This window comes from Nostoc sp. C057, from assembly GCF_013393925.1.
In the GTDB taxonomy this organism is placed as follows: Bacteria; Cyanobacteriota; Cyanobacteriia; order Cyanobacteriales; family Nostocaceae; genus Nostoc; species Nostoc muscorum_A.
Genome location: NZ_CP040281.1, coordinates 20,474 through 41,411 on the forward strand (window position 1 = coordinate 20,474; position 20,938 = coordinate 41,411).

General features: G+C 43.2%; 15 protein-coding genes. 9 read left to right on the plus strand and 6 right to left on the minus strand.

Annotated features, from left to right (window positions below; all coding sequences use genetic code 11):
• Positions 1-15 precede the first annotated feature (15 nt).
• The 5 genes from FD724_RS00080 to FD724_RS00100 all read left to right on the plus strand — a co-directional run bounded on the left by FD724_RS00080 (position 16) and on the right by FD724_RS00100 (position 6,514).
• Positions 16-528, plus strand: coding sequence for a GNAT family N-acetyltransferase (locus FD724_RS00080; RefSeq protein WP_114080294.1), 513 nt, complete (start codon positions 16-18; stop codon positions 526-528).
• Between the two features lie 84 nt (positions 529-612).
• Positions 613-2,211, plus strand: coding sequence for a dolichyl-phosphate-mannose--protein mannosyltransferase (locus FD724_RS00085; protein WP_179071171.1), 1,599 nt, complete (start codon positions 613-615; stop codon positions 2,209-2,211).
• A 305-nt stretch (positions 2,212-2,516) separates the two neighbouring features.
• Positions 2,517-4,823 (plus strand): ATP-binding protein, encoded by a 2,307-nt coding sequence (locus FD724_RS00090; protein WP_179071172.1) that lies wholly within the window; start codon positions 2,517-2,519, stop codon positions 4,821-4,823.
• On the plus strand, positions 4,768-5,214 hold the full coding sequence (locus FD724_RS00095; protein ID WP_179071173.1) for a response regulator: 447 nt from the start codon (positions 4,768-4,770) through the stop codon (positions 5,212-5,214). Before FD724_RS00090 ends, FD724_RS00095 begins: the two co-directional genes overlap by 56 nt.
• 136 nt (positions 5,215-5,350) lie before the next feature.
• A complete protein-coding gene (locus tag FD724_RS00100) occupies positions 5,351-6,514 on the plus strand; it encodes a hybrid sensor histidine kinase/response regulator (RefSeq protein WP_179071174.1) in 1,164 nt (387 codons plus the stop codon).
• An 80-nt stretch (positions 6,515-6,594) separates the two neighbouring features.
• On the opposite strand, the gene trmB is transcribed toward FD724_RS00100, so the two are convergent.
• Complete coding sequence (gene trmB, locus FD724_RS00105) at positions 6,595-7,248, minus strand: tRNA (guanosine(46)-N7)-methyltransferase TrmB (RefSeq protein ID WP_179071175.1); 654 nt, start codon at positions 7,246-7,248, stop codon at positions 6,595-6,597.
• 492 nt (positions 7,249-7,740) lie between these two features.
• On the opposite strand from trmB, the gene gyrA reads away from it, so the two are divergent.
• The 4 genes from gyrA (at position 7,741) to FD724_RS00125 (ending at position 13,263) form a co-directional block, all read left to right on the plus strand.
• A complete protein-coding gene (gyrA, locus tag FD724_RS00110; protein WP_179071176.1) occupies positions 7,741-10,362 on the plus strand; it encodes a DNA topoisomerase (ATP-hydrolyzing) subunit A in 2,622 nt (873 codons plus the stop codon).
• Positions 10,343-11,932 (plus strand): apolipoprotein N-acyltransferase, encoded by a 1,590-nt coding sequence (lnt, locus tag FD724_RS00115; RefSeq protein ID WP_179071177.1) that lies wholly within the window; start codon positions 10,343-10,345, stop codon positions 11,930-11,932. Before gyrA ends, lnt begins: the two co-directional genes overlap by 20 nt.
• 78 nt (positions 11,933-12,010) lie before the next feature.
• On the plus strand, positions 12,011-12,346 hold the full coding sequence (locus FD724_RS00120) for a DUF4870 domain-containing protein (protein WP_179071178.1): 336 nt from the start codon (positions 12,011-12,013) through the stop codon (positions 12,344-12,346).
• A 539-nt stretch (positions 12,347-12,885) separates the two neighbouring features.
• Complete coding sequence (locus tag FD724_RS00125) at positions 12,886-13,263, plus strand: hypothetical protein (RefSeq protein WP_179071179.1); 378 nt, start codon at positions 12,886-12,888, stop codon at positions 13,261-13,263.
• A 73-nt stretch (positions 13,264-13,336) separates the two neighbouring features.
• On the opposite strand, the gene FD724_RS00130 is transcribed toward FD724_RS00125, so the two are convergent.
• From FD724_RS00130 to FD724_RS00150, 5 genes are all read right to left on the minus strand, one after another.
• On the minus strand, positions 13,337-14,341 hold the full coding sequence (locus FD724_RS00130) for a transaldolase (protein WP_114080284.1): 1,005 nt from the start codon (positions 14,339-14,341) through the stop codon (positions 13,337-13,339).
• A gap of 234 nt (positions 14,342-14,575) precedes the next feature.
• Positions 14,576-16,006, minus strand: coding sequence for a pyruvate kinase (gene pyk / locus FD724_RS00135; protein ID WP_114080283.1), 1,431 nt, complete (start codon positions 16,004-16,006; stop codon positions 14,576-14,578).
• Between the two features lie 253 nt (positions 16,007-16,259).
• Positions 16,260-17,303 (minus strand): type I glyceraldehyde-3-phosphate dehydrogenase, encoded by a 1,044-nt coding sequence (gene gap / locus FD724_RS00140; RefSeq protein ID WP_114080282.1) that lies wholly within the window; start codon positions 17,301-17,303, stop codon positions 16,260-16,262.
• Positions 17,304-17,533: 230 nt separating this feature from the next.
• On the minus strand, positions 17,534-18,613 hold the full coding sequence (locus tag FD724_RS00145; RefSeq protein WP_179075356.1) for a DUF2891 domain-containing protein: 1,080 nt from the start codon (positions 18,611-18,613) through the stop codon (positions 17,534-17,536).
• Positions 18,614-19,067: 454 nt separating this feature from the next.
• The gene (locus FD724_RS00150) at positions 19,068-20,654 is read right to left on the minus strand and encodes a B12-binding domain-containing radical SAM protein (RefSeq protein WP_179071180.1); all 1,587 of its coding nucleotides are present in this window, start codon (positions 20,652-20,654) and stop codon (positions 19,068-19,070) included.
• Positions 20,655-20,938: the final 284 nt, after the last annotated feature.

Genomic DNA, 20,938 nt, shown 5'->3' on the forward strand with positions numbered 1-20,938 from the left:
TTAGTCAAAAGCAAGATGACAAATCTTTTGGAAACCGAACGCTTGATTATTCGTAGTTGGATACCCGAACGTGATGCCGAGGAAGCCTTTGTAATTTATAATGACCCTGAAGTTACGCACTTTCTCGGCTCTCGCATCACAAGTGTTGAGTCACAGCGTCTGCGTTTAATTGACGACAATGGTAATGGATCTTGGGCAATTGTCGAAAAGGAAACTACAACAATTGTGGGAACTATCCTTCTCGAACAATTACCTGACAAAGATGGTTTACTCACTCAAGATTATGAGGTAGGCTGGCACTTACGGCGAGCTTCTTGGGGTAAAGGGTATGCAACAGAAGCAGGACGAGTTATGCTCAACTACGGATTTAGTGTTTTGAACTTGCCAGTGATTTATGCTGTAGTAAAGCCAGAAAATCATGCTTCAATCCGTGTAACAGAACGATTGGGTATGAAACCAATAGGGCGGACAAATAAGTATTACGGTATTGAACTACTCCTGTTCCAACTAGATGCACCTGAAGAGTAGAGAGGGAGTAGGAGTAGGGAGTAGGGGAAGAAAAACTATTTATTGATTATTTATCAATGCCCAATGACAAATGACAAATGACAAATGACTAAAAAATGGTTCCGAATTGGGCTGTTGGGTATATTTATCCTCTCACTCGCCTTGAGGTTTTGGGGATTGGAGCGATTCAATACTCTGGTATTTGATGAAGTTTACTTTGCCAAATTTGGTAATAATTATCTCACGCATACACCATTTTTTAATGCTCATCCGCCGTTAAGTCAATATATGATCGGCATCGGCATTTGGCTTGGTAGTCACATTCCTTTTTGGCACGATACAGTAAATGGGCTAACGGGTTCAATGCGATCGCCTTGGACTTATCGGTGGTTCAATGCCCTTACTGGCTCATTTATCCCTTTAGTTGTAGCTGCGATCGCTTATCAGTTGAGTTATCGCCGTAGCTTTGCTTTGCTTGCTGGTTTGTTTACTGCATGTGATGGCCTTTTTCTAGTTGAATCTCGTTATGCTTTAAGTAATATTTATATTGTCATCTTTGGTTTATTAGGACACTGGTTTTTATTATTAGCATTAGATAAGCAAAATCGGCGACGTTCTTTTTGGTTAGTTTTTGCTGGCATTGCTTTTGGTGCGTCAGTCGGTACTAAGTGGAACGGTTTATGGTTCCTATCAGGTGCTTATCTTATTTGGATAGTAGCTTGGATAATTCAGGGAACGCATTCTTTTGCTAACGCCAAACTCTTTTTTAAATCCCCCTCATTGGAGGAGGGAGAAGGCATAAGGCAGGAGGCAGGAGGCAGGAGCCAGGATAGCGAAGCGGTAGCGAGTCCGCGAGCGTCGGCAGAATTCAGGGGCCAGGAGGTAGGAATTAGTACTTATTCTCCACCATTTATACCATCTCCCTCATCTGAGTCACCACTACAAAACTTGACTCAGCTAAATATTTTCCAGATGTTATTTTATCTAGGAATAATTCCAGCTTTTATCTATAGCATCATCTGGATTCCTCACCTTCAGCTAGATAAAACTTATGGATTTATTGCAGTACATCAGCAAATTTTGAAGTTTCACTTGCATTTAGGTGGTAATAGTTCGGACGTACATCCTTATTGTGCTGCCTGGTACAAATGGCCTTTGATGACTCGACCAATGGCATATTATTATCAAACAGCTAAAAGTATCACTGAACCATTACCTGTCATGGGGCCACCTTTACCTGCTGGTGCTGGACAAGTTATTTATGATGTTCATGCAATGGGCAATCCCTTTTTGTGGTGGTTTGGTGTTGCTGCTATGTTGTTTTTAGTAGGGATGCTGGTGTCACAAGCCGTAATGCCTTGGATGAAAGAAAAGCGTTTTTTAGTACCTGCAACTCTTAGTATTGATACCTGGATTGGTTTGTATTTAGTTATAAATTATGCTGCTAATTTAGCACCTTGGGTAAAAGTGACGAGGTGCGTTTTCATATACCATTATATGTGTGCAGTAGTATTTGTATTTTTAGCGATCGCTTGGTTTGTCGATCAGTGTCTTCGCAGCTATTATCAACAACTCCGGGCGTTAGGTGTCACCATTACTTTTATTATTCTGGCTGCTTTTATTTTCTGGATGCCTATTTATTTAGGTTTACCCCTCTCCCCTGACGGTTATAAATTGCGGATGTGGTTCAACTCTTGGATTTGATTAAAAGGGGTTTTAGTAAGAATAATGACTCCTAAACTCATTTATAAACTTAACATAGCTACACATATACATGATTGTTTAATCACATAGTTTTCACATTTATTATCCCTATGTAAGTTTACTGGCTGTTAGACTTTTCAAAGCGTAAGCAGATGAGAGTAAGCCTGCAAAACGCAACATCAGGGCATGGGAAATTAGATACTAAGTAAAAATGCTGAATGTAAACTTATTTTTTTACATTCATCATTATCCGTTATTCTAGATATTCTAGTTTTGATGCTCCCGGACAACAGAGGAGGATCTTCATGGAAATGAACTTACAATTCCCAGGTATTAATTTAATTAGCTTGAAAGAGGCACCAATTCATTTTTCTAGCCAAATTCAGCCTCATGGTGTCCTGTTAGTTTTGGAGGAGCCGGAGCTAAAAATATTACAAGTTAGCACTAATACATTAAAAATTTTCGGAATTACTCCCGAAAATATGTTGCACAAAAAACTAGAAGATTTACTTGATCCCTTTCAAATAGAGAGAATTAAAACAGGGCTATCTGGGGAAAATCTTGATTTCATCAATCCCACTAAAGTTTGGGTGCGAAAAAAAGGTGATGACTACATAGTATTTGATGCAATATTTCACCGGAATACAGAAGGGTTTTTAATTCTGGAATTAGAACCTGCTATTACTCAAGAAAATATTCCATTTTTAAGCTTTTATCATCTCGCTAGAGCCTCTATTAATCAACTAGAAAAAACAGCAAATCTCCGTGACTTTTGTCAAGTTATCGTTCAAGAAGTTCGGAAAATAACGGAATTTGACAGGGTAATGCTATATAAATTCGATGATGATGGACATGGTTCCGTTGTCGCGGAAGACAAACTAGAAAGCCTAGAACCTTACTTAGGTCTGCATTATCCAGAGTCAGATATTCCTAAACCAGCGAGAAAATTATTTGCTGCCAATTCGATCAGAATCATCCCGGATGCTTATTCTCAGCCAGTCAAACTTTTTCCTGTCAATAATCCAATTAGCGATCGCCCGATTAACTTAACCAACTCTATTCTCAGAAGTGCTGCTTCTTGTCATACAGAGTACTTGCATAACATGGGTGTTGGTGCTTCGCTAACTATCTCTTTAATTAAAGACCAAAAACTCTGGGGAATAATTGCTTGCCATCATCAATCCCCAAAATATGTTTCCTACGAATTGCGTAAAGCTTGCGAGTTCTTAGGGCGAGTAATATTTGCAGAAATCTCAGCTAGAGAAGAGACAGAAGATTATTATCACCGGATAAATCTGACACACCTTCAATCAGTCTTGATTGAATATATGTCTCAAGAAGAAAACTTTATTGATGGTTTAGTTAAAAACCCGCAGCATCTTTTAGATTTGGCTAGCGCTCAAGGTGCGGCTGTCTGTTTTGCGGGAAATTGCACGGTAGTTGGTGAAACACCTAGAGAAGAAGACCTGAATTTTTTAGTCCAATGGCTAAAGAATAATGTTGAAGAAGAAGTCTTCTATACAGATTCTTTGCCACAGATTTATCCAGATGCAGAAAGCTTTAAAAATGTCGCTAGCGGTTTGTTAGCGATTCCCATCGCCAAGCGGACTTATGTTTTGTGGTTCCGACCAGAAGTAATTCAAACTGTAAATTGGGGTGGCGATCCTAATAAGGCGTTTGAAGTTAACCAGTCAGAAGGAAATGTCCGTTTATGTCCACGCAAATCATTTGAACTGTGGAAAGAAACGGTTCGCTTAACATCTTTACCTTGGAAAGAGGTAGAAGTTAAAGCAGCACTGGAACTGCGGAAAGCAATTGTCAATATTGTGCTGCGTCAAGCCGATGAACTAGCCCAGTTAGCCCAAGATTTAGAACGTTCTAACGCCGAACTGAAAAAGTTTGCCTACGTCGCCTCCCATGACTTGCAAGAACCACTCAATCAAGTTGTGAATTATGTGCAGTTGTTAGAGATGCGGTATAGCGAAGAACTTGACGAAGATGCCCAAGAGTTTATTAGCTACGCTGTGCAGGGAGTTAGCCTGATGCAGACGTTGATTGATGACGTGCTGGCATACTCGAAAGTGGATATGCAGGCGATCGCATTTCAAATGAATGATGTAGAGAAAGCCTTAAATCGAGGGTTGGGCAATTTGCGTCAACGCATTAATGAAACCGGGGCTACTATCACCCACGATCCCTTACCAACAGTGATGGCTGACAGCACCCAACTGATGCAGCTATTCCAAAACCTCATCGGTAACGCCATTAAATTCCATAGTGACCAGCCGCCACAAATTCATGTGGGAGCAGAAAGAATAGAAGACGCATGGCTGTTCTCAGTTCGGGATAATGGAATTGGCATTGACCCAAAATTTAGCGATCGCATTTTTGTAATTTTTCAGCGCTTACACACGCGGGATGAATATACTGGTACAGGTATGGGTTTAGCCATCTGTAAGAAGATCGTCGAATGTCACCGGGGGCGGATCTGGGTAGAGTCAGAACTAGGTGAAGGCGCAACCTTCTACTTTACGATTCCAGTTGGAGGACGCGAACTTGAGCGTAGAAACGGGAGAAAAACACAAAACCATCTTTTTGGTCGAGGACAATAAAGCTGACATTCGCTTAATCCAAGAAGCGTTAAAAAATAGTTCAGTGCCCTACCAAGTGGTAACGGTCAGGGATGGTATAGATGCTATGGCTTATTTACGCCAAGAAGGTGAATATGCTGATGCAGCACGCCCTGACCTCATTCTATTGGATTTGAATTTGCCTAAAAAAGATGGTCGAGAAGTGCTGGCGGAAATAAAAGCTGACCCACTACTAAAGCGTATTCCAGTTGTTGTGTTAACAACCTCAAAAAATGAGGATGACATTTTTCACAGCTACGATTTACACGTGAATTGCTACATCACTAAATCTCGCAACCTGAACCAATTATTTCAAATCGTCAAGAGTATTGAAGATTTTTGGCTCTCTACTGTGACGTTACCATCGGAGTGAGGTAGGGGAGGCAGAGGGGCAGGGAGCAGGGGAGGCAGGGGGAGAATAACTAATTACTAACGACTAATGACTAATGACTAATGACTAATGACAAATTACAAGATAGAGGAGCAATAGGGGGTGAAACCCGAAGATTATGGTTGTGAGCTACTCAGTAAAAATCTTATTAATTGAAGATAACCTAGCTTATGCGAGGTTGTTACAAGAGTTTCTGGCACAAGCCCAGTCCCAAGAGTTTACTTTGGTTCATGTAAAGCGATTGGGCGAAGCATTTCAGGAACTCAGTCAATGTAACTATGATGTTATTTTATTAGATTTAACTCTACCTGACAGTCAAGGATTATCATCTCTACCTTCTCTGATTAGCCAAGCGCCAAGTATACCGATTGTTGTCCTAACCAATACAAATGATGAAGAACTGGCAATTGAAGCAGTACGTCAGGGGGCACAAGATTATCTAGTCAAGCGCCAGGTAAATGTAGATGTGTTGGTTCGCTCTTTGCGTTATGCGATCGAGCGCAAACAGGTTTTAGAATCATTACGCACAGTCAATGAGACGTTACAAAATCGGGTTGAAGAACGAACGGCGGAACTGGTGAAAGCCAATGAACTCAACCAGTTCAAATCTGAATTTGTCTCGATGCTTTCCCATGACATCCGCAATCCTCTAAATACTATTCTCTTGGCTGCTGGTTTGCTACAAAACCAGGATGAAAGATTGACCAAAGAGAAAAAACTGAATCATTTGCAAATGATTCGCTCGGCGATCAAAAATATGGCAAAGCTATTGGATGAAGTTACATTCATCGGCAAAGCTGATTCTGGCAGACTGGGGTATGAACTCATTTGTATAGATTTAGAAGCTTTTTGCCGCCAAATGGTCGAAGAAGTTCGGTTAATGGCAAGTGATAAGCATCTGACTTTGGTGTTTGCCAGTTGTGGGCAATTAGACGAGGCATTATGGGATGAAAGTTTGCTGCGGCATATTTTAGGCAATTTACTGAGCAATGCGATTAAGTATTCACTACCGGGCGGTATAGTGCGTTTTGAATTAATTGGTCAAGAAAAAACAGTAATTTTCCGAATTCAAGATTCGGGAATTGGCATTCCTCAAGAAGACCAAAGACGGCTATTTCAGCCTTTCCAGCGTGCGGAAAATGTTGGAAATATTCCAGGTACTGGCTTAGGATTAGCGATCGTCAAAAAATGTGTTGATGCACACGGAGGCGAGATTATAGTCAACAGTCAAGTTGAAGTAGGTACAACCTTTACCGTTACCCTTCCTTTACTAGAAGCTTAAGCATTTAAGTTAAGTAATTAAGGTTAAATTATATACATTTAAGGAATGCAGCAAAGTTTCCTCAAAAGAATTACTTGTTACTACCCTTCATTCACAACTTCTCGTCTGACAAACAAAGCCCGATAAACAGGTTCACCCTTTTTTTGTGTGCCTATTTCCCGTTCTGTGGGGACTGGTAGCGGATTTTCTGCTAACCATTCTTCTGTTCCAACTTTCTGATAAGCTGGGTGGGCGGCGAAGCGATCGCGCATTTCTACCGCGATAAATTCCATATCTGATTGCACAAACACAACGCCACCAACCGCTAGATAACTGGCTAACTCTGCCACTAATTCTGGTTGCACTACACGGCGTTTAGCATGGCGGGTTTTAAACCAAGGATCAGGAAATTGAATTGTAACGCGCTGTAAACTTCCTGGAGGGAGTGAAGATAACAGCGATCGCAATGAGTTATTCACATTGCAAAATAAGTAGTGCAGATTTGTTAAAGCCAACTGAGAACGTAACTTATTTGCCTCTTTTACCAACGGTTCTCGAATTTCTAAGCCTAGATAATTCCAGTTGGGTTCTATTTGGGCCATATTTAACAAAAACTGTCCTTTAGCGCAGCCAATATCTAAATGTAGTGGTTGATTTGGCTTTGCATAAATTTTTTCAAAGTCTTGGGGACTTACTGGTGTTTGATACTTGTTAGCAAGTGGATTCACATGCTGGCGGACTCGGACTGCTGCCAAAATTTCCTCTCCTTTACGTCAAAATATTTTGTCGATCATAAATACGAATTGCTACAAGTCTTCCTTTAATTGCGTCTTGGTAGCCTTTCTCCAATTTTGCTATTTCTTTAAGTAGAAATTATCAACTACGCTTTTATTTTTAAGACCTGAGTAAGCAAAAATTATAGTAAATAACGGTTATCAAAGTAAGAGTTGATAAAGCCAATTTTATATTGTTTTCTTAACTTTACTCTGTCATGTTTCAAGTTAGGCGAATTTGCGCTAATCAACCTTTTATTTCACTGCTCTTGTTAAATAACTAAAAGCTTCCCAAATGTAAGTTATTATATCTTCTTTCACTAGAGATTTTGGATTAGCTGCCTAGGCAAAAAAGGGCAATATTATGCTAGAATTATATCAAATTATGGCAATTATTCAAGAGTAATTTAGAATAATTTTGCGCTTTGTTGAGTAAACAAGCTAAAATCTACGATTTTTGGAGATTTTTAGGTTATGACAACCTCACAGGAGAGGATTATCCCGATAGATTTGCGAACCGAAATGTCGCAGTCTTATCTGGAATACGCCATGAGCGTGATAGTGGGTCGGGCGTTGCCAGATGCCAGGGATGGTCTAAAACCTGTGCATCGTCGCATTCTCTACGCAATGCACGAGCTAGGTCTGCTCCACGATCGCCCCTTTAAGAAATGCGCCCGTGTAGTGGGGGAAGTGTTGGGTAAATATCACCCCCACGGCGACACAGCAGTATATGATGCCTTGGTGCGGATGGCGCAGGATTTTTCCATGCGATCGCCCCTAGTTAACGGACATGGTAACTTCGGTTCGGTAGACAACGATCCACCAGCCGCCATGCGGTACACAGAATGCCGCTTACAAGCTTTAACTAGCGCTGGGCTACTGCACGATATTGAGTATGAAACCGTAGATTTCGCTGATAACTTCGACGGTTCCCAACAAGAACCGACAGTCTTACCGGCACGGATTCCCCAATTATTGCTCAACGGTTCCTCTGGGATTGCCGTGGGTATGGCAACCAACATTCCCCCCCACAATTTGGGCGAATTGATTGATGCTTTGGTGGCTGTAATCCACAATCCAGAAATCACCGATCTCGAATTAATGCAGTATGTCCACGGCCCAGACTTTCCGACTGGGGCGCAAATTTTGGGGACATCTGCGATTCGAGAAGCTTACACTACTGGGCGTGGTTCCATTACCATGCGTGGTGTCGCTAACATTGAAACCGTTGAACAACGGGGACGGCCAGATAGAGAAGCAATTATCATCACCGAATTGCCCTATCAAACCAATAAAGCGGCGCTAATTGAAAAAATCGCCGAAATGGTGAACGAAAAGCGGCTAGAGGGCATCGCAGATATCCGGGATGAAAGCGATCGCGACGGGATGCGAGTTGTCATCGAACTCAAGCGTGATGCTTATCCTCGCGTCGTTCTAAACAACCTCTACAAACAAACGCCACTGCAAGCCAACTTTGGGGCGAATATGCTGGCGTTGGTGAATAGCGAACCCCAAGTACTCACCCTCAAGCAGTTCCTAACCGTCTTCTTAGATTTCCGCATCGAATCCATTGCCAGACGCACCCGTTACGAACTGCGGAAAGCCGAAGAACGCGATCATCTCCTGCAAGGATTGTTGATTGCCCTATCCCAGTTAGATCCAATTATTGTCTTGATTCGTCATGCTCCCGATGCGCCGACAGCCAAAGGCGAGTTAATCACAACTTACGGACTCTCGGAAGTGCAAGCAGATGCGATTTTGCAGATGCAATTGCGGCGGTTAACTGCCTTAGAAGCAGACAAAATTCGTTTGGAACACGACGAATTACAAGCAAAAATTACCGACTTGCAAGATATTTTGGCACGCCGGGAGAGAGTGCTAGAAATTATCGAAACCGAAGTCGCGCAACTGAAAACTAACTTTGCCACACCCCGCCGCACGGTAATTTTACCAGGGGAAGGAGAATTAGACGATCGCGACTTAATTGCCAATGAAAAAGCGATAATTCTGGTGACAGAGCAAGGCTACATCAAACGGATGCCAGTTAACACCTTTGAAGCCCAAAGCCGTGCTACCAGAGGCAAAGCCGCAGCCAAGGTGAAAGATGATGATACCATTGAGCATTTTTTGACTTGCTGCGATCACGACAGTATTTTATTCTTTAGTGAGCGTGGTGTTGTTTATTGCCTGAGAGCCTATCAAATCCCAGCGAGTTCGCGTACCAGTCGCGGGACACCTATTGTCCAGATGCTACCCATTCCCAAAGAGGAAAAAATCACCTCGATTGTACCTGTTGACGAGTTTAGCAGCGAAGAATATCTGGTCATGCTCACTAAGGGCGGCAATATCAAGAAAACCGAATTGGCAGCCTTTAGTCATATTCGCGCCAATGGTTTGATTGCCATTTCCTTAGAAGAAGGCGACCAACTGCGCTGGGTGCGACGTGCGAGAGTAGAGGATAGTGTAATCATTGGTTCTCGTAATGGGATGGCGATTAACTTCCGGTGCAACCACGAACAACTGCGTCCTTTAAGTAGGGCGACTCGTGGGGTGAAAGCCATGAAACTCAAAAATAAAGATGAACTCGTGGGTATGGATATTCTGCCCGCAGCAATTCTGGAAACTTTGGATGTAGCAGAAGCCGAAACTGAAGATATCGAAGCAACCGAAGCAATCGAAGCAATTGAAACAGAAGATATCGAAATTACCGAAACTACTGAAGAGTCCGCAGAAGTGCCTAGTACTGGCATTGTTGGCCCTTGGGTGTTGGTAATTACGATGGGAGGATATGGTAAGCGCGTACCCGTTGCCCAGTTCCGACTACAAAATCGTGCTGGTCAGGGTTTAATGGCAACCAAGTTCAAAAACCGCAAAACCAAAGACAAGTTGGCAACCCTACGCATTGTCAACAATGATGATGATGAAATCATGATGGTGACAAATCGTGGTATTATCATCCGTCAAGCGGTAAATGCGATTTCTATCCAATCGCGATCGGCAACTGGAGTCAGAGTACAGCGTTTAGATGAAGATGACGCTATTACCGGAGTAGCAATAGTTCCACCTGATGCTGCCGATGCAGAAGAAGCAGAATAAAAAGCAGGGGGAGAGGTTAACCACCTTACTCCCTTATTTAATTGCCTTAGCTAGCGGCATTTTAATGGGGCTAACCGTAGCCCCAGTAGGTGCATGGTTCCTGGCTTGGATTGCCATAGTTCCTTTATGGGTGCTAGTTATAACTTCAGCCAAAGATAAAAACCAATTCCCTCCGGCTTTCCTCTGGGGTATTGGTTTTCACGGTGTCGCCCTATTCTGGATTACCGGAATTCATCCGATGACATGGTTGGGCGTTCCTTGGTTGCCAAGCTTGGCAATTACGATTTTTTGTTGGGGATTTATCAGTGTCTTGGGTGGGGTATTCCTTACTATTTGGGCGGCTGTAATGGTTCGCCTGGGTGGAAAAAAACCGTGGTTACGTATACTTATTGGTACAGCCGTCTGGTGCGGCTTAGAAAGTCTATGGAGTGCTGGCCCTCTGTGGTGGAGTTCACTTGCTTACACCCAAAGTCCGCAGAATCTCGTAATTGTACATCTGGGTCAACTCTCTGGGCCTAATACTGTGACAGCAGCAATAGTTGCTGTAAATGGGTTAATTGCGGAAGGATGGATAAACCGCAGAGGCACAGAGGGCACAGAGAAAATTTCCTCCGTGTTCTCTGCGCCTCTGCGGTTCGTTAATAAATACTTAGTTTCCGCCACAGGATTATTAATTACCTTACACCTCATCGGTTTTTTCCTATACAGTCGTCCCATCGCCCAACCCCCAGAAGCAGCCTTGAAAGTGGGGATTGTTCAAGGTAATATTCCGAACCGACTTTTACGAAGTTCCGAAGGGTTTCGTCGCGCCCAAGAAAATTACACTAATGGGTATTTAACTTTAGCAGACCAAGGTGTAGATGCAGTCCTCACCCCAGAAGGAGCCTTACCTATTTTCCAGCGTAACTTGTTGGGAACTGCCTTAGTCGCAGCTGTGAAAGAAAAAGGTGTAGTTGCTTGGATTGGGGCTTTTGGCGAACGAGGAGACAGTTATACAATTAGCTTGTTTACTTTCAACAGTAAGGGTGAAATTGTCAGCCGCTACGATAAGTCCAAACTCGTACCTTTGGGAGAATATATTCCCTTTGAAGGAATTTTCGGCGGGTTAATTCAACGCTTGTCGCCTTTGGAGGCACACCAAGTTCCTGGTTCAGCAAATCAGATATTTGACACTCCTTTTGGTCGTGCGATCGCTAGTATATGTTATGAATCCGCTTTTCCTGAACAATTTCGCCGTCAAGCTGCGGCGGGTGGGCAATTTATCCTCAGTTCTTCTAATGATGCCCATTACACTGCATCCATGCCATTCCAGCACCATGCACAGGATATCATGCGGGCAATTGAAACCGATCGCTGGTCAGCACGGGCAACTAATACCGGATATTCAGCTTTTGTAGATCCTCACGGTAGAACCTTGTGGATGTCTGGATATAATACTTACGAAACTCATGCTGAAACAATTTATCGGCGACAGACACAAACTTTATATGTGCGTTGGGGTGATTGGTTAACACCTTTGTTGCTGGGATTGAGTGTCTTAGGGTGGTTTGTGCAGAGAGTGGTTAACTAACGCTAATATCAGATCGTAACTACAGTGACATCCACGAGTAATAGTTACCATTTGAGTCTCTAAAAGAGGAATTGTGGCATGGAAGACATTCAGCAACGCAAGCTTTTATCCGCCCTAAGCCACGGAGCAATATTTTTTAGCTCTACGATTATCTCCATTGGCATACCGATTGCAATTTTGTTAATTAGTAATGACCCGATTATCAAAAGCAATGCCAAAGAATCACTCAATTTTCATATAAATCTTTATATTTATGCACTTATCTTTGCATTGCTGACTGTTGTGGGAATTGGTATTTTGTTATTGATTGCTTTGGGTGTAGTCAGTTTTATTATGCCAATTATTGCCATTATCAATGTTCTGAACCAGCCAAATGTGTCTTACCGCTACCCGTTTATTTTTCGATTTGTATAATTAAAAGAGTTGTAAAAAAAATGTAGGTTGGGTGTAGGCTTTGCGTAACCCAACATTCTGAGATAAGCTGTTCCACATTTAAATTACATATACTGGGCGGGCAGGATGCCCACCCTACAAGAGTTATATTTAATTCGATTATGCAAATTAGATGTTTTTTAGCTTATGTTGGGTTGCGCTCCGCTTCACCCAACCTACGTCTAATGCACTATTTTAGTCTTACCATGCCACTACAATAATTGTATTTTTAATTTATAAATCGCCTCTAACTGAACTTTATTGCAATGTAGCAAAGCTTTCTTAAAGTGACACACAATGTTAGGTAATTCTCCATTTTGTCTATTGGAAAAAATTATATTTTGCTAGACGATTACTTCTTTATTACACAGGTTGATATAATTTGCAATTCTCCATAAGATTGAAATTTAAATACAGGATTTCATACCAAATTTAAGTTTAAAAAAAGTGTATAAGGGGTAATTTGTAGACTTTCAGGTGTTTTAATAAAGTTATTACCAAAGTCTAGTTGAAGCAAAAACATGAAAGGTCTTAGGAAGTTATCCTCAATAGCGCTATTGCTATGTGCCTTTGTGTATCCGCCCTCATTAGCTGAAGCAAAAGATATTTCTTTAAATAATGCTCGCAATGAACAGAGCGCCGCACCAGAAGCTAATCTAGTTGGAGATAAAACTGGAGAGCTTTTAATTGCTCAACGGCGGCCAGGACGATACCGAATGATCCGAAGACGGCAGATTATCCGACAACGGCAGCCCTATGGACGATACCAAAATATCCGACGACGGCAGCCTTTCGGACGATACCAAAATATCCGACGACGGGATCAGTTAAGACAAAGGCAGATTATCCAACGACGGCAGCCCTACGGACGATATGGCATTATCCGAAGTCGTTATTAAGCCAAAGCTGATACAACTAACTAATGGTTAGTGGTTTAATCACCAACCACTAACCATTAACTATGGTTATCTTTTAATGACTTGCTACTACCTCTCCTTCAAGGCGAACTAGTCGGTCTGCCAAAAGTTTTTCAAGGTCTTCTAATGCCTTGGTAAAACCTTTGATGCCCTCGTCTAGTTTGTCAGTTGCCATGCGGTCAGCAGCGTGCATTTTGTCATAGCTAGCTTTGTCAATGGATATCTTTTCGATTGACAAACTTGCTGCCTTGGCGGGGTCAAGTTTACGTGGCAGTTCTGCAACAGTTGACTGCAATTCAGCCAAAAGTGATGGAGAAATGGTCAGCAAATCACTACCTGCAAGTTCAGTAATTTCACCAAGATTACGGAAGCTAGCTCCCATAACTTCGGTTTTATAGCCAAATTTCTTGTAGTAGTTGTAGATTTTGGTGACGGACAAAACTCCAGGATCTTCGGTTGCTGGGTAGCTATCGCGTCCGGTATCTTTTTTGTACCAGTCGAGAATCCGACCGACGAAAGGAGAAATTAGGGTAACGCCGGCTTCTGCACAGGCGATCGCTTGGTGAAGACCAAACAACAAGGTAAGGTTACAGTGAATACCTTCTTTTTCAAGAATTTCCGCTGCGCGAATGCCTTCCCAAGTGGTGGCAATTTTAATTAAAACGCGATCGCGGCCAATTCCAGCAGCTTTATACTGGGCAATTAAATCCCGTGCTTTAGTCAGAGTAGCTTCAGTATCGTAGGACAAGCGAGCATCTACTTCTGTAGACACACGACCGGGAATAATTTGTAAAATCTTTAATCCAAAAGCAACTGCTAAACGGTCAAAAGCTAGAGAAACTATCTGTGCTTGGGTGGCTCCGTCTCCAGCATCTTTCTTCGCTTGCAGTAAAGTTTGATCGACAATTCCCTGATATTCTGGCATTTGCGCCGCAGCAGTAATCAGAGAAGGATTGGTGGTGGCATCTTGGGGTTTGAACTTTTCAATTGCCTGGATATCCCCCGTATCCGCGACCACAACAGTCACTTCTCGCAATTGTTCTAGTAAATTCTTAGACATAAAAGACTCCGTGATGTTTGTTTAGGATTTACTTATTCCCTAGCGAGTGCTGAGTGCTGAGTTAGGAGTAGAAACGCGATTAATCGCGTCTGTACAAGAGTTATTATTCTCTTCCTTATCTTCCCAGTCACCAGTCCCCAGTCCTTAGTTCCTTCAATTCTGATTCTGGCAATTTTTCGGAATCATTGCCCAATTTTGCTTACTATCTTGAGCCACAGCCCTATTCTAAGTGGCTTATGCCGATATTGGCTGTCCAATGGAATGCACTTTGATTAAACTAGTTGTGCCCGATTTACCAATTGGAACGCCAGAGGTAATCACTACTTTATCGCCCTTATTCGCTAGACCCATATCTACAACTGTGTTCACCACATTGGTAAACATCTCTTCAGCATGGTGAACTGGTGGGATCAGCAAAGCTTCCACACCCCAAGAAAGCGCTAGTTGGCGATAAGCGGTGATGTCGGAGGTGAGGGCAATAATGGGAGAAGTCGGCCGATATTTAGACACCATTCTCGCTGTATTTCCAGAGGAAGTGTTACAAAGAATAGCCCGTGAGCCTGTTTCATAAGCGATGCGACAGACTGATTCTGCTACAGATTCGGTAACGCTAAGACTACCTGCCTCATGACACCAAGCATGTTTGCTACCCTCATCTAGAGCCTGTTCTGTCCGCACGGCGATATTGTGCATCATCTGGACGGCGGCGATGGGATATTGTCCAACAGCTGTTTCACCAGAAAGCATTACCGCATCCGTACCATCTAAGATGGAGTTAGCAACATCAGTTGCTTCGGCGCGGGTGGGGTCGGGGGCGCTAATCATCGACTCTAGCATTTGGGTGGCTGTAATCACCGGTTTGCCAGCACGATTGCAACGGCGAATAATATCTTTTTGAATGAGGGGTACTTCGTGAATTGGCACTTCCACTCCTAAATCGCCACGGGCAATCATAATTGCGTCGGCAACTTTCAGAATGGAATCAAAGTTTTCTAGTGCTTCTGCTCTTTCGATTTTGGCAATTAAGCGAATGGAAGCACCAGCCGCTTCAATCATGCGCTTGGCGGGTTCTAAGTCTTGTGGCGATTGGACAAAGGACACCGCTACCCAATCTACACCCAACTGAATCCCAAAGCGTAGATCCAGTAAGTCTTTTTCGGTGATGGAACTAACAGGTAAAGGAGTTTGTGGTAGATTTACTCCTTTATGTGTGGAAATTAACCCGCCAGTTTTCACTTGGGCGCGAATGCGATCGGCATCGCGATCGGTAACAATCAATTTGACGCGACCATCATTAATTAAAATCGGTTCACCTGGTCGCACCATTGCGAACAAAGTCGGTAATGGTAGAGGTATTTCCTCAATGCTCTCACCCTTTTCTTGCAATACAAAGGTGACTTCAGTACCAGCTTCTAAATTTAACCCTTCCGGTGGTAAAGTTCCCAAACGAATCTTGGGGCCACACAGGTCTTGCATAATTGCGATCGGTTTTTGCTGCTCATTACTAATTTGTCTGAGATAGTGAGCAGTTTGAGCATGGAATTCGTAAGCCCCGTGGGAAAAATTCAACCGTGCCACATTCATTCCAGCTTCTACCAAGCCTCGCAGATTTTCGGGTGCAGATGTAGCGGGCCCAACAGTACAAATGATTTTGGTTCGACGCATAGGGATTAGGGGTTGAGGAGTAACCTGCAAATTTGGATGGTTTATACCAATTCGTAATTCGTAATTCGTAATTCGTAATTAAGAGACTTCACATCCAAATTCACATGTGCTTCATATCACTGGTTTGCTAAATAAAGATACTAGATCGCGTTTTGTTTTAAGTGTATTTACCACTTGACCCAAATCCCCAAAGTCAAGGGTCAAAAGTCAAAAGTTAATCACCAATGACCAATGACCAATGACAAATGACCAATTAAACTACAGCAACTGTAGAGGCGAGTTTTTCCTTTTGTGACATAGACAACATCAGGTCAATCACGCGATTCGAGTAGCCCCACTCGTTGTCATACCAGGCAATTACCTTGAAGAAGTTAGAATTCAACTCAATTCCAGCACCTGCGTCGAAGATACTAGAATGGGTATCGCCTTGAAAATCTGTAGAAACTACTTCTTCATCTGTGTATCCTAAAATACCCGCTAGCGAACCTGCGGCAGCCTCTTTCATAGCAGCACAGATTTCTTTGTAACTAGTGGCTTTGGCAGTTTTGAAAGTTAAATCAACTACAGAGACATCGGGAGTCGGAACTCGTAATGCCATACCAGTCAATCTACCCTTCAATTCTGGTAAAACCAGTGCTACAGCTTTAGCTGCGCCTGTGGAGGAGGGAATAATATTCTGGCTTGCACCTCGACCACCCCGCCAGTCTTTCTTGCTGGGGCCGTCTACAGTTGGCTGAGTGGCAGTCATGGCATGAACAGTGGTCATCAACCCTTCAGTTAACCCAAAGTTATCATTGATGACTTTAGCTATGGGAGCTAGACAGTTTGTAGTGCAGCTAGCATTGGAGACAATGATATCCTTGCTGGGGTCAAATAGGTGATGATTGACACCCATAAGTAAAGTCGTAACTCTATCTGGATCTTTAGTGGGAGCAGAAATTACCACGCGCTTTGCACCTGCTTTTAGGTGGTTTGCGGCTCCTTCGTAGTCAGTGAAAAGTCCGGTGGCTTCTACGACATAATCCGCACCTGATTTTCCCCAAGGTAACTCTGCTGGATTTCTCACCGACACACAAGGAATGAAGTGCCCATCAATGAGAATACCGTCTTCCTTGGCTTCAACCTTCTGCTTTAATTGACCGTGGGTTGAGTCGTACTTTAATAAGTAAGCAAGGTTATCTGGTGGTACTAGGTCGTTAATGCCCACAAATTCAATATTGGGATTATCGATGCCAGCGCGAAGCACGAGTCGCCCGATTCGACCGAAGCCATTGATACCAACTTTCAATTTAGTCAAGATTAAGCCTCCCGTTGTGGAAGTTGAACAAAAGGAGAAAGTTAAAAGTCAAAATAGATTGCCTTTTATTCTTTACTCTTTGATCCTGACAGTATCAGCAAGCTAAGGCATATTTACTTGGCATCTTTTAAGGATTGGGGCATTGGGGAATGGGGAACGGGGAATGGGGAATGGGGAACGGGGAATGGGGAAAGGGGAATGGGGAATTGGGAATGGGAGAATAATAACTCCTAACTTTTGTACAGACGCGATTCATCGCGTCTCTCCTGTACAGATGAGGGGGGCAACCCACGATTCGTTAGGAGGTAAACAGCAAAAGTTCCTAACCAGTGACTAGCTGCATAATGTTCAATTACAACATCTGTGAGTCCATGCTGACGATGGTGAAGAGCAGCAGAGCGGAGTGTTTCTATGCGGCGATCGCTATTTGCCAATCCAGATATGATACCCTCAAGCATCCAAGCACGACTGAGATTAAGACCGTAGAAATGGGCTTGCATATAATCTTGAGGATTATCCACTCTGGCTGGTTCTAACCAATTTACTGAATTATCAATGGGTATTTGTGGCAGAAAATTGGTGAGCCAGTCGGTGAAATCTGTTGTTGGCAGAATTCGCCGCATCAGGTCTGCTTCAGCAAGTCCAGGAGAGAGAAAATCGTAGCCAAGTGGTTCAAATTGTAACGAGTAGTTGCGATCGCTAAGATAAAATTGCCGTGCTTTATTCTCCAATAACTGAGTAAAATCAGTATTTTCGGTAATCCTTGCCCAATCTAGCATCAAACCAAGTGCAAAGGCTGTTTGGCTATGCACCCCTGTGCGATTTGGCAGTTTCAGTTCGTTAATCCAGCGCTGTAGGTTATCAGCAATCAACTTTTCTAGCGGTTCCAATACAACCCGCCATTCTTTTGCTTGAGCATGATTCCACTCGTGAAGTTCCGCAGCCAGTTGCAGAAACCAGGCCACACCGTAAGGAAATTCAAAAAAGGGTCGCCGTTGAAAATGGGCAATTTCTCCTTGAATTTTCTCAGGCGTTAGGCTTTGCCCAAGTGCTTGTTTTGATGCTGCATTGAAAGAGGCTTCGGGGAAGTGACGCATAAGACGTACCAGCAACCAGTGACCATGTACGGCTGAATGCCAATCTAAGCAGCCATAAAAAGCAGGAGTTAATTGACGCGGTGGTTTGATATCCTCGTCGCTCTCAGCCCAACGCAGAATACTGTTAGGATACTCTCGCTCGATACAATCCAGCACTAATTGAGCAAATTGTACTGCGATCGCTTCATTAATCTCCAAATTATCGGGTAGCATGGTCACGTCGCTTTGCTCCGAATTAAAAATTAAAAATTAAATTTAGGTGCTTATATCCCAATACAGTTCAGTTAAGCATTTCTTTCTTCTCTCAGTGCCCTCTGCGCCTCTGTGGTTCGTTAAAAAAATTGACTTTGACAAAGAGTTTTAGCCTTAACTGAACCGTATTGGCTTATATCCTTTTTGCGTAAAAGCGTAGTGTTTTTAATGCAGGGGAATGGGAACTGGGTATTTAGGACGGGTTAAAGCCCCAAACATCATTTTTCCACGCTCTTCCCAATCCCCAACCCCTTTTACCATTGCAAGGTCTTGTAAATTTAATTCACTAGTAGTTAGCCAAGTGAACTTGGCGGGGTAAAGGGTAAAGGGGAAGGGGGAAAGGTTTCAAATCCCTTACCCCTTACCCCTTCCCCTTTACCCAGACATCACGCAGCATTTTTGGGTTGGCAGACTACTAGGAATTAACCATCACTTGCGCTTCAGGTTTTACCCTAGCTTCTGCTTCCAGAAATTCAGTCACTTGAGCTTCAATTTCATCCCGGACAATTTGGCGATACTCCAAGAAATGCTCAATTTGGGCACAAACGGCTAAGTAGCTACTCACCCCACCTGGATTATGCTGATACATACTCCACAAGTTGCGCCAGAATTGCCAGCGCGTCTGACGACGTACACCCTGCCGCCAGCAAATGATTAGAAACGCTCGGAGTACTTTCCAGTTCAATGGTTTTTTAGCAGCTTTGCCCTTTTTCGGATAGGTTGCTTCGCCCAAAAGCCGGAAGTGTTTGTATGTACGCTCCAAAAACCGCTCTGGCTCATACAAATCACAGAATGCCTGCACATATTCACGAGCAATGTCTTCTAACGGTCGAGTTGGGACAAAGTTCATCAACGTGGTTTGGTTGATGTTGGCTGATTTATTGCGGAGTCGTCCTTCTTTTTCTAATCTATGCCAGAGGGCTGTATCTGGAAGCGCTTGCAGCATACTGAATAAGGCAGTGGGTATTGCTGTTTGCTCAACAAACTTGACAATCCGTGCGCCGGCTCCTACTTTTTCGCCATCAAACCCAATGATAAAGCCTGCCATAACTCGCAACCCTGAGCGGGTAATTCTATTTACCGCTTCACTGAGCGAGTCTCTGGTATTTTGGTATTTCTGAGTGAAAGTTAGACTTTCTTCGTCGGGGGTTTCAATTCCTAGAAAAACCGCTCCAAAATTACACGCTACCATCAAGTCCATCAGTTCTTGATCTTGGGCTAAATCAACTGAAGCCTCTGTCGCAAAAGAAAAGGGATAGTTATGTTCTACCATCCAGGGCAGAAGAGACTTCAAAAATAATTTGACATTCCGCTTATTACCAATGAAGTTGTCATCCACCATAAAAATACTGCGCCGCCAACCCAGTTTGTAGAGATAATCAAGTTCTGCTAATAGTTGTTCTGGGTTTTTGGTGCGGGGTTTGCGACCATATAGCACAATAATGTCGCAAAATTCACACTGGAAGGGACATCCACGGGAAAATTGCACCGACATTTCCGCATAAGCTTCAAACTCTAACAAGTCAAAGCGAGGGGTGGGAGTGTTGGTAACATCTGGTTTTTCACCGCCAGAGCGAAAGATACCTGTGCGATCGCCCCGTGCGATCGCTGCTACAAATAAGGGTAGGGTAATTTCCCCTTCGTCCAATATCAAATAATCCACTCCGGCAGATGTCATTTCATCTGGTAACGCTGTCGGGAAAGGCCCACCCACAGCTACCCGTTTACCTCTCCGTTTTGCTTCTAATATCTGACAGAGCAAGTCTTCTTTTTGCACAATCATCGCCGACATAATAACCAAATCGGCCCAAGCCCACTCTGCTTCCGTACAGGCACGAACATTTCGATCTACTAGCTTATACTCCCATTCTTGAGGTAATATCGCGGCTACAGTTACCAAACCTAAAGGCGGTAGCATTGCTTTACGGTCTAATAAAGCCAGTGTTTTTTCAAAAGACCAAAAGCTTTTTGGAAAAAGGGGGTATAGAAGTAAAACGTTCATATTTGATGCTTATAAACCTTGATCTTAGCTGCTGGTTAAGTTCAAATACAACTTCGCCGCTCTGGTAAAACACTTAGAGAAGCTTTTGTATGCAGTAGCTGTAAATTCTACTATGACTGATTTAGACGAAACAATATTTTTTAAGGGCAATTATTACTACTTTTATACTAGGGAGGACTCCAAGACTGCGGGTTTTGCTGAATTAAGGAATGATTCTTGTAGGGTGGGCATCTGCCTTAACTTCATTTGAACGAGGCAGGGGGAGGGAGGAGGGGGCAGGGGGC